The organism is uncultured Acetobacterium sp. (genome assembly GCF_927416815.1).
Taxonomy (GTDB): Bacteria; Bacillota; Clostridia; order Eubacteriales; family Eubacteriaceae; genus Acetobacterium.
In genome coordinates, this window is the sequence record NZ_CAKMJU010000098.1 from 17328 (window position 1) to 28412 (window position 11085).

Sequence of the window (11085 nt, forward strand, 5' to 3'; positions counted from 1 at the left end):
TCAGTTGAGGGAATCGATGAAAATAAGAAACGTGGTTATTGTATTTACGGTGATGTTATTGGTTGTTTATGTGTCGCTTATCAGCACGATTACGGCCACCCAGATTAATCAGGTCGATGTTACGGAGATTAATGGAATCGTTAAAAGCATCGAAAAAGACTGGGCCGATGGAGTGGCTAAAAAGTCTGGTACTGTTGGGGCAATGTCCTATCAGATCGCCCTGGTTGGGGATGAAAATTATCAGGCGCTTTTGTTTGACGGGATCAAGAATCGTCAGACCATCATCGATTTGACCGAACCAGCAGCTGATGGGCAGCTAGAACTACTGGGGAAGATCATCTTTCGAGCCGAAAGCAATGAAGAAGCAACCATCAAAAAAAGGCTGCTGATCAGTGTCACGATCACCTTTCTGATTGTCTTAATGATGGTTTATGCGGTTTTGGGGCTGGTACACCGATCGATTCTTAGGCCCTTTGGTGTTATGAAAGAGTTTGCCCGAAAAATTGCTGATGGTGATTTGGAGTTTCGCTTGCCGATGGATCGGGGTAATTACTTTGGAGCCTTTACCGAAAGCTTTGATTTGATGCGGGAAGAATTGAGAAAGGCCAGGCAGGGCGAATATCAGGCTAATATCAGCAAAAAAGAGCTGGTCGCCGAACTATCCCATGATATAAAAACACCGGTGGCCACCATTAAAGCCATCTGTGAGGTGCTAGCGATCAAGCTGGCAACCGTTAAAACAGCCGATTTGCCAGCTTTAACGGTAGCAAGGACGCTGACTGAAAGCATCGAAAAAATTGCCGTGATCGATGCCAAAGCTGATATCATTGATGCCTTGATTAGCAACCTCTTCCACGCAACCCTGGAAGAACTGGAAATGCTAAAAATCAATAGCAGTGAACAAGCCAGCACTGTGATTATGCAAATGTTTAAGGATATCGACAATTTCGGGAAAATCCAATTTAAAAATGATCTGGCCGAGTGCTTGATTTTTTGTGACCCGCTGCGACTTAGTCAGGTGATTGACAATATTATTAGTAATTCCCATAAATATGCCAAAACGGATATCGATATCTGGTTTAATCTCGACAAAACAGAAAAAAATCTGACGGTAAAAATCAAAGATTATGGAGTCGGGGTCGATCCTGACGAATGTCCGCTGGTATGTGAAAAGTTTTTTCGTGGTTCCGGGCAAACGGTTCAAAATACCCCGGGATCGGGCTTGGGTCTCTATCTGGCGCGACAGTTTATGGTCGGCATGGGTGGAAATCTCCGCTGTTATAATGAGGACGGCTTTGTGGTAGAATTACGGATCAAAGTGGTTTAGTTTTTCGATTTAAGAAACAGATAAGGAATTAGTAAGAGTTGGCAAAAGACCGGTTAAGAACATATCGCATATAATAAGGCCATGGAAAGCAAAAGCCGACCATGGTCTTTATCATCGGGATAAAGAAGCAATTTGTCAAGCAGGAGGAACTAATGGAAAATACAATTTTAAGGGCAGAAATGCTCAGTAAAACCTATTCAAACGGCAGCATCATGCAGCACGTCTTAAAAAATCTCAACATCGAAATAAAAGAAGGGGACTTCACAGTTATTATGGGTAGCTCAGGATCGGGCAAGTCGACCCTGCTTTATGCCTTGTCGGGGATGGACAAGCCGACCCTGGGAACGATCGATTTTAGAGGCGAGGAGATCTCCAAATATAACAATGACCAACTGGCTATCTTTAGAAGAAAGCATTGCGGTTTTGTTTTTCAGCAGATCTATCTCAATGATACCATGACGGTGCTCGATAATATTATGATCTCGGGCCTGCTGGTCAGCCGTGATAAAAAGACCATCGCCAGCCGGGCAAAAGAGCTGCTCCATCAGGTTGGCATGGATGATACCTGTTATGATAAGTATCCATCGCAGCTATCTGGTGGGGAAGCCCAGCGGGTAGCCATTGTCCGGGCACTGATCAATGCGCCGGAAATCGTCTTTGCGGATGAACCGACCGGAGCCCTTAACTCAACCAACGCCGTCAACGTATTAGATGTACTGACCGAGGTCAATGCCTCTGGCCAAAGCATCATCATGGTGACCCATGATATCAAAACTGCCCGTCGGGCTAACCGTATTCTTTATCTAAAGGATGGGGTCATCATCGACGAACTGAGTCTGGGAACCTATGTCAAGGACGATCCCAAACGGCATGGAAGGCTTCGGGAATTTTTAGAAAGTATGGGATGGTAGCATGAAGATCCTGATGATTGCAACCAACAATATTAAAAAGGCCAAGGTGGCCACCGCCACCCTGATGATCCTGATTGCCATCACTACCATCTTTCTCTATGTGGGAATCAGTGTGCTATCAAATATGGACACCTTTATCGATAAGAAAAATACCCAATCCAATGGCGCCCATATCATTTCGATAAACGATGGAACCCATAATCAGGAGATCCGCAACATTTATGAATCAATGGCGGCCTATTCCTACAGTGAAGAGGAAACAGGGATGATATCGATGTCGTCCGCATTTCAAAATATTGACGTTGGCGAAGAAGCCTATCGTATTTCCTCGATTTTTTTAAATCTTGATACGCCCCGGCAAATCTCGCGGGTGGATATCATTGATAAGGCCGATCAAATGCCCCAAAATGGGGTGATTGTTCCCTATATCTTAAAGGTGGTTAACGGCTATCAGACCGGCGATACCTTAAAATTGATGGTCGATGATGCCAGTATCGAGCTTGAGATTGCCGGATTTTATGAAGATCTGATGTTTGCCAGTCCTTCTAACGTGAGTATGTATAAATTGTATGTCGGCGATCAGCAGTTTTCGGAATTCCTTTCCCAAACGGCCTACGGCTCAAAATGCACTTACATGGCGGTGATTACGAAAAATATCAATGAGTCGGAATCATTTGAAACCCAAAGTGCCAAAAAAATTGAAAACATCCTACCAGAAGGTACCGGCAGTTACTTTACCCTCAGTTACGGAACAATGAAAACCGGGGTAAGTGTTTTTATCAACATTATTATGGCAGTGCTGGTCTCTTTTTCGATTATTATTTTAGTGATTGCGGCGATCGTGATTAAATTTTCGACCACCACCCATATTGAAAACAATATCAAGAATATCGGAACCCTGGAAGCGATGGGGTACACAAGCAGGCAGATCATTTGCTCGATTTTGCTCGAATACCTGATGATTGCCACCGTCGCTTTTGTGGTGGGACTGGGTGCGGCACTGTTGATTTCACCCATAATTACCAATGTCGTATCATCTGCAATCGGCCTTGGGTGGGCGACCGGGCTTGACCTTAAGGCGGTGCTGACAAGCCTAAGTGTGATCCTCATTGCGGTGCTGGGAATTTCTTATTTGAGCGCCTACAAAATCAAGAAAATCACCCCCCTAGTAGCCTTGCGCAGTGGTGTCCAAACCCATCATTTTGGGAGAAATAGGTTCCCGCTAGAGCGGACAAAACTAAATCTCAATACCGCCATGGGTCTAAAAGCCTTGATGCTTAATAAAGGCCAGAATGCCATTGCCGGGCTGATCATCATGCTGCTGAGTCTGGTGAGTGTATTTGCATTGGCAGCCTACTACAATTTTTCGGTCGATCAAACCGCGATGATCAAGCTAATCGGGTTGGAAACCGCCGAAGTGCAACTGACCGCCCTGGTGGATGAAGAACAAATATTTTCAGAAATTGCCGCGATGCCCGAGGTCGAAGACGTCATCAGGCTTAATTCTTTTGATGGGATGATCCAATTTAAGGGTCAAGAAAGCGGAGCTGATACCAGAATTACTGAAGATTACAGCCGGCTGAAAGTCAATACCTGCGTAAAAGGTCGGATGCCGGCACATGATAATGAGATTGCCATCACCAGCATTGTCCTTGGTAATCTTGGCGCCCAGATGGGTGATACGGTAGCGATTGATTATAATGGGATCAGCCAGGAGTTTTTGGTTGTTGGGGTAATTCAACATTTTAATATGTTGGGAAAAGGTGCTGCGATAACAACAGCAGGCATGAAAAAACTGGTGCCATCTTATCAAGAACAGAACCTCATGGTCTATCTGGCGCCGGGTCAGGAGACCGACAAATTTATCACCAAAATAAACAATCACTATGGCAAAGAGCAGATTCTTTGTAACAGCTATTTCGAATCGATTGAAATGATGCTAAAATCATTTGAAGCATCGATGAAAATTGTGGTAACAGCATGTCTGGGGATGATCGCCGTCATCATCGTGTTTATCCTATTTTTAGTGATCAGGGTACGGATTTTACGCGAGCGAACCCGCCTGGGGGTTTCCAAGGCGCTGGGCTTTACTGCCAATCAGCTGATTGGTCAAATTATAATTAGTGAAATGCCGGTCATTATTGGAGCGGCGGTGGTGGGCGCCATTGCCGGCTATTTTGCCACCAATCCGCTGCTGGCCCTGATGCTTGCGGCCAATGGCATCTTAAACTGTGATTTTTACGTCGATCCCAGCCTGGTGGTGTTCACAGCAATCGGAATCAGCCTGCTAGGACTAACAACGGTGCTGCTTGTTGCCGGCAAGATCAGAAAGATTAGCCCCTGTAAGATGTTTGAAGAAGGGGTGGATTAAAGTCAGGATTAAAGTCAGGATGTATCAACAAAACCGTTGAATCGAACATAGACACTTATTCAAGCGATGATGCCGTCTCCAGGCATCATGGCTTTTTTTCAAAAATGGATTAATTTTCTTGATTACTCTGATATAATGAAGAAAAGATTGGAATTGTAATTGAACTAATGAAGGGACGGTGCTTGAGATATGCCATTTGAAATCATCCGAAACGATATTACTAAAATGTCGGTCGACATCATTGTTAATGCCGCCAACACTGGGCTAAAAATGGGCGGCGGCGTCTGTGGGGCGATCTTTGCCGCCGCCGGGGCGGACAAGCTCCAGGCCGAATGCGATCAGATTGGTTTTTGTGCGGTGGGTGAGGCGGTGATCACCGATGGTTATCGGCTTCCGGCAAAGAAAATCATCCACACCGTCGGGCCGGTCTGGCAGGGCGGTGGTGCAGACGAGGCCAAGTTGCTTCACCGGGCCTATACCAGCTCCCTGCAGCTGGCGCTAGAACAGGATTGTAAAACGATTGCCTTTCCCCTGATTTCATCAGGGATCTATGGCTATCCCAAGGACCAAGCGCTAAAGATTGCGGTGACGGCCATCTCGGAATTTCTACTAAAACACGAGCTGCGAGTTTATCTGGTGGTTTTTGATAAAAGGGCTTTTGCTTTTAGTGAAAAGCTGTTTGCTGATATAAAAAAATATATTGATGACCATTATGTGGATGAACATCCTGTTGATGAACGAAATATTGAATTTGAACCCGACCTGCCCAAGTATAGTCGGGTGCGCACGACCGCTCCGCAAGAAAAGCTGGCTGAAAGTCAGCCCTTTATACCGGCACCGACGGTAGCAGTCAAAAGGAGTCTGGAGGATCTGCTGGGGCAACTCGATGACTCGTTTTCAGAGATGCTGCTGCGACTGATTGATCAAAAGGGCATGACCGATGTAGAAACCTATAAAAAAGCTAATATTGACCGGAAATTGTTTTCCAAGATTCGCAGTAAAAAGGATTATAATCCCAGCAAGGCTACCGCGATTGCCTTCGCCATTGCCCTGGAGTTAAATCTTGACGAGACCCGCGATCTGCTGGAGCGGGCGGGTTACGCCCTCTCCCACAGCAACACCTTCGATCTGATTATTGAATATTTTATCAATGGAGAAAACTATAACATTTATGAAATCAACGAAGCTCTATTCGCCTTTGACCAGGCTTTGTTAGGCGCCTGATTGTCGTTTTGAAAGCGACCAACGACCAGGCAAATCGTGTTATCCTTTGATTAACAAAGAAACGGAGGATAATACGATGAACACAAATCAAACAAATCAAGAAAAAACTACTAAAACGGAACTGGTCTTTATTCTGGATAAAAGCGGCTCGATGTCGGGTTTGGAAAGCGATACCATCGGCGGTTACAATGCCATGCTTAAAAAACAGCAACAAGCCCCTGGAATGGCTCGGGTCACGACAGTACTTTTTGATGATAACTATGAAGTGCTCCACGACCGGATTGATATCCAGGGCCTTGCCCCGATTACCGAAAACGAATATTATGTCGGCGGCTGTACCGCCCTGCTCGATGCGATTGGAAAAACCATCCACAAGATTGTCAATGCCCAACGCTACACCCAGCCGGAATATCGTTCTGATCAAGTTATTTTCGTGATTACCACCGATGGGTTGGAAAATGCCAGCCGGGAATATACCTATGAAAAGATCAAGAAAATGATCGAACTCGAGAAGACCCAGTATCACTGGGAATTTATTTTCCTGGGCGCCAATATTGATGCCCTTGAAACCGCCGCCCGGTTTGGGATTGATGCCGATAGGGCTGCCAATTATCATGCGGATGGTGCCGGCACCGAATTAAACTATCGGGTGGTTAGTGAGATGGTCAGTGAATTTCGGGCCTGCAAACCGATTCCCGCCAATTGGAAGGCGAAAATTGATGAGGATTTTGAGCAGCGGAGAAAAAAATAAAAATAGAAACAGGAGCGATTAAAAAGCATAAATGAATCACTATGTAAAGCTTATCAATGAAACAGTTGACTACATTGAAAACAATATCACCCGTACTATTAGTCTGGAAGAAATATCGGCTCATTTTTATGTTTCAGCCTTTCATTTCAATCGGATTTTTAAAACCGTCGTTGGGATCAGCCTGAAGCAGTATATTCTGGGACGAAAGCTGACCCAGTCGTTGGAGCGACTACTTGATGGCGATCGATCAGTTATTGATGTGGCTTATGACTTTGGTTTCGAATATCCGGAGGTATACAGCCGCGCTTTTAAAAAACAGTTTGGAATATCGCCCTCTATTTACAAAAAAGAGAAAGGCAAGGCAGACCGGGTTGAAAAAGTCGATATTGTCGAGCGGGAGATCATCAATTACAAAGGGAAGCTTGTTTTAAAGGAAAACTATCGCTATCTTAAAACCATAAAGCTACAGGGCCGAAGTATTGAGATCAACCGCGAGGGTCAAACCTTTGAGGATGATCTCAATAGCTTTGGGAGTCAATTTCTTGCCAAAACCGGCGAATGTGCCGGGCTCGATCACAGCTGTTTTTTTACAGTTGTTAATTGTCATGGAGACGAGGATACGGGATATACGGTATTTTATGGAAAGCAGACCAGTAGCAACAGTTTTAATCATGGATTGAAAGAGCGGGTGATACCAGCGGGGTGGTACGTGAGCTTTTCTTATTGCGGAGATATGTTTGATATTGGAGCAACCTTCGAAGAAGATTTGTACCGGTTGATTATGATCAAAGAAATTGAAATCAAGCCGGTTGGCATCGGGATGATCATTACCAGGTGGGAGTGCGCTCAAATTATGTCGCCAGCAAGTATGCAGCCGAACAGATGGTGAAGCAGAAAAGCGGATTAATCGTGAATCTCTCTTTTTTCGGTGGGCAGCGGTATTTTAACAATGTCGCTTATGGCGTCTGCAAAGCCACCGTCGACAGGATGTCAAAAGATATGGCCAATGAGTTGAAAGCCTATGGGGTGACTGTTGTTTCGCTTTATCCCGGAAATGTGAGCACCGAAGGGATGGTTGAGCTGGCTAAATATAATAAAGCAGTGGATCTGACTAAAATGGAAAGCCCTCAATTTGTCGGGCGTTGTATTGCAGCCCTTGCCGAGGATGAGCAGCGGATCCGAGAGACGGGAGAGATTCTGATTACAGCAGAATTAGCCGGTCAATATGGTTTTACCGATATAGATGGCAGTCAACCGGAATCGCTTAGAGCCCTATTATGGGAGGTCTGATAAAATACTGCCAAAAAATAGAGAGCTGGGGATTGGTGCCTATCAATCTCCAGCTCTATCTTGTGCGCGTGATTCATTTTTTAGTTCATGTTTTTCTTAGCGCGTATCCTAGCTCTTGAAATTTTAAATTAGCGCTGTTCAAATCTCGATTTAATAGCTTTTACTTCCAGTGGATGGCTCGGTTTTCGGTAGCCAGGGCAGCCTCTTTAAGTGCCTCTCCAACGGTCGGATGGGCATGAATGGTCGAGATAATTTCTTCTACCGTCGATTCCAGCCGCAGCGCCAGCGCCCCTTCGACAATCAAGTCGGTGGCTCTTGGTCCGAGGATATGGACACCAACAATTTCCTTGTATTTTTTATCGGAAATAATTTTAATCATCCCCTCGGTTGCGCCCATAATCAGTGACTTGCCATTGGCAGCCAGTGGGAATCGGCCGATCGAATAATCTTTTTCATGACCCCGGATATCCTCCTGAGTAAGGCCCACCCCAGCAAATTCAGGATTGGTATAGACACAGGAGGGATTGGTTTTTTCGTCATAAACGGCCTCATGACCCATGGCATTTTCGGCAGCAACTTCCCCCTGCTGAGAGGCTACGTGAGCCAGCATGGTTTTGCCCAGACAATCTCCGACGGCATATACATTCTCCAGATTGGTCTGCATTTTTGGATTCACACAAATCCCTTTTTTATCCCAGTTGATGCTGGTGTTTTCCAGTCCCAAAGTTGATAATTCGGCTTTGCGTCCAATTGCCACCAGTATCTTATCAGCGGAGAGATCACTCTCGTTATCGTCCTTTTTAATCTTAAGGGTTGTTTGGCGCTCATCACCCTGGGCAGATAATACCTGAGTACCCGTTAAAATTTCTATCCCATCTCGCACAAGTTTTTTGCGCAGCATTTCGCCCAGTTCACCATCCATAAGTGGCAAAATTCCCGGCTGCATTTCGACAATGGTCACCTTAGAGCCAAATTGATTGTAAACAGACGCCATTTCCACACCAATGACACCGCCACCAATAATCACCAGTCGTTCCGGTACATGATCCAAAGTCAGCGCCCCGGTGGAATCCAGGCAATTGGGATGATCAATACCGGGAATCGGCGGAAGCGCTGGTATCGAACCGCTGGCAATGATAATTTTATCCGGCCGCAGCTCGTCAGTTTTGCCGGATGCTTCAGTCACCAGCAAGACCTCATCATTTAAAAACTGGGCAGAACCGGTAATAATCTTAACCCCGTTGGCCTTAAGAAGGCCCTTGACGCCGCCGGATAGCTTGGTGCTGATCTGTTCCTTATGGGCTTGAATTTTTGTCCAATCATAACCGACTTCAGGAATGACTAAACCAATTTTTGCCGAGTTTTTAGCTTCGGTTAACACCTCGGCAGAATGGAGCAGCGCCTTGGTGGGGATACAACCCACATTTAGACAGGTGCCGCCCAGCTTTTCTTTTTCAATTAGGGTGACCTGGGCGCCCAGTTGGGCAGCCCGAATGGCCGCCACGTAGCCCCCGGGGCCACCACCAATTATTGCAATATGTGTCATCGTTTTACCTTCTTTCACAGCACTTAAACCAATAACAGGGCAGGGTTTTCAAGATATTCCCCAATTCGCTGTAAGAACTGAGCGGCCAAAGCCCCGTCAATGATCCGGTGGTCAGCGGTGAGACTCAGATTCATCATCGGTCGGATGGTGATTTGACCACCGATAACAACCGGGGTGTCAACCATCGCATCGATACCTAAAATAGCTAGTTCCGGTTGATTGATAATCGGTGAAAAAGAAGTAATTCCATAGGCTCCCAGATTAGACAGGGTAAAGGTGCCACCGGTCAGATCGTCCATATTGGTGCGGCCGGTCTTGGCCTCGGTAATCAGCTTTTCGGTTTCTTCAGCGATTTGAGAAAGCGACTTGAGGTCACAGTTTTTGACGTTAGGAACCAAGAGTCCTGAATCCAGACCGATGGCTAGGCCGATATGGGCATGGGGATGAAGAATCAAGGTATCATCAACCAGGCTACCGTTAATATGGGGGAACTCCAGCAAAGCCTGGGCACAGACTTTCATGATGATATGATTAAAGGTCAGCTTGAGACCCCGTTTCTCAAATTCAGGTTTTAAGCGTGACCGGAATTCTTTCAGTCCGCTGGCATCGACTGGCCGGGTATAGGTGACCCGGGGCGAGATGCTCCAGCTTTCACTCATCCGCTTGGCAATGGTTTTACGCATCCCTTTTAGTGGGATGCTTTGAGGGCTGGCATCGGGTGCTTGCGATTTCATCAGCAACGCTTCGACATCTTTTTTCATAATCCGACCATCGCCAGCTACGGTGCTTAAATCAAGGCCAGAGGAATCGGCCATTTTTTTAGCAACCGGGGAAACAGCAGTTTTTTTATCGGCTTTATCAGTCAGCGTATCAGTTGGTCTATAGTTATTAACATCATCCACGGTAATACTGCCCTTATTACCAGTGCCGGTGATTAAACCAAGATCAATGCCCTTTTCTTTGGCCAGTTTTTTAGCCAACGGCGAAGCATTGATCCGGCCGCCAGCTGTTTTAGCAGGGGTTTCGGCAATAGTGGGAGCATCGTCGATAGATGTAGCGGCATCTTCGACACCTGCACCACCACCGGCTAATAATCCAGAAATATCTTCGTTAGCTTGACCGATAACCGCAATCGGTTCCAGACAGGTAACGGTCGCTCCGTCAGCTTCGATAATTTTTAGTAGCACCCCGGCTTTGGGGGATTCAAATTCATTGGTCAGTTTATCGGTTTCGATTTCGCAGAGAATATCGCCTTCAGCAATGGGATCGCCCACAGCGACATTCCAACTGGCAATGGTACCTTCTGTCATTGTCAGCCCGAACTTGGGCATGACGATTAATTGTGCCATAATAACCTCCGTATTTTTGATTTTAATGAACTGCAACCTTGCGCAAGCAAGGTTACAGTTAGGTTGTCGTAAACTCCCGTACCGACCAATTGTTAATCTGTTGTATGCTGCACCACCCGAAATCCGCGATGCTTCTTTCGGGTAGGTCGCGGGCAGTCGCCAATTACAAGCGAATGCTTGTGATTGGCTCGTTGCCTTCGCGCAGAATCGGACAGGCTCTGCTGTGTCCGCTCTGACGCAAACAACATGATGTAACAATTGTCGGTACTACTGTATTCTTTATCGACAGTTTTGATCACCATCTTTTAAAAAAGGG

The 11085-nt window shown here is 46.0% G+C and carries 9 protein-coding genes; 7 read left to right on the top strand and 2 right to left on the bottom strand.

Translation table 11 applies throughout. The annotated features are described in order from the left end of the window. Positions 1 to 16 precede the first annotated feature (16 nt). The 7 genes from QZ998_RS13110 (at position 17) to QZ998_RS13140 (ending at position 7874) form a co-directional block, all read left to right on the top strand. Positions 17 to 1327 (top strand): HAMP domain-containing sensor histidine kinase, encoded by a 1311-nt coding sequence (locus tag QZ998_RS13110; RefSeq protein ID WP_296561279.1) that lies wholly within the window; start codon positions 17 to 19, stop codon positions 1325 to 1327. 152 nt (positions 1328 to 1479) lie between these two features. After that, positions 1480 to 2238 (top strand): ABC transporter ATP-binding protein, encoded by a 759-nt coding sequence (locus QZ998_RS13115; RefSeq protein WP_296561280.1) that lies wholly within the window; start codon positions 1480 to 1482, stop codon positions 2236 to 2238. A gap of 1 nt (position 2239) precedes the next feature. Then, positions 2240 to 4609: an ABC transporter permease gene (locus QZ998_RS13120; protein ID WP_296561281.1), complete on the top strand. Its 2370-nt coding sequence runs from the start codon at positions 2240 to 2242 to the stop codon at positions 4607 to 4609. A 189-nt stretch (positions 4610 to 4798) separates the two neighbouring features. Continuing rightward, positions 4799 to 5833 carry a macro domain-containing protein gene (locus tag QZ998_RS13125; protein WP_296561282.1) on the top strand — a complete coding sequence of 345 codons (1035 nt, stop codon included), beginning with the start codon at positions 4799 to 4801 and terminating at the stop codon, positions 5831 to 5833. A gap of 76 nt (positions 5834 to 5909) precedes the next feature. Beyond that, complete coding sequence (locus tag QZ998_RS13130; protein ID WP_296561283.1) at positions 5910 to 6584, top strand: vWA domain-containing protein; 675 nt, start codon at positions 5910 to 5912, stop codon at positions 6582 to 6584. Between the two features lie 31 nt (positions 6585 to 6615). Beyond that, positions 6616 to 7473, top strand: a complete 858-nt coding sequence (locus QZ998_RS13135) for an AraC family transcriptional regulator (RefSeq protein WP_296561284.1) — start codon at positions 6616 to 6618, stop codon at positions 7471 to 7473. Continuing rightward, complete coding sequence (locus QZ998_RS13140; RefSeq protein ID WP_296561285.1) at positions 7467 to 7874, top strand: SDR family NAD(P)-dependent oxidoreductase; 408 nt, start codon at positions 7467 to 7469, stop codon at positions 7872 to 7874. The genes QZ998_RS13135 and QZ998_RS13140 overlap by 7 nt, the downstream gene beginning before the upstream one ends. A gap of 160 nt (positions 7875 to 8034) precedes the next feature. Here the strand turns inward: QZ998_RS13140 and lpdA are convergent, their stop codons facing one another. Together lpdA and QZ998_RS13150 are read right to left on the bottom strand one after the other, a co-directional pair. Continuing rightward, entirely contained in the window at positions 8035 to 9420 is a 1386-nt protein-coding gene (lpdA, locus tag QZ998_RS13145; RefSeq protein ID WP_296561286.1) for a dihydrolipoyl dehydrogenase, read from the bottom strand. Between the two features lie 23 nt (positions 9421 to 9443). Beyond that, positions 9444 to 10769, bottom strand: a complete 1326-nt coding sequence (locus QZ998_RS13150; RefSeq protein WP_296561287.1) for a dihydrolipoamide acetyltransferase family protein — start codon at positions 10767 to 10769, stop codon at positions 9444 to 9446. Positions 10770 to 11085 lie beyond the last annotated feature (316 nt).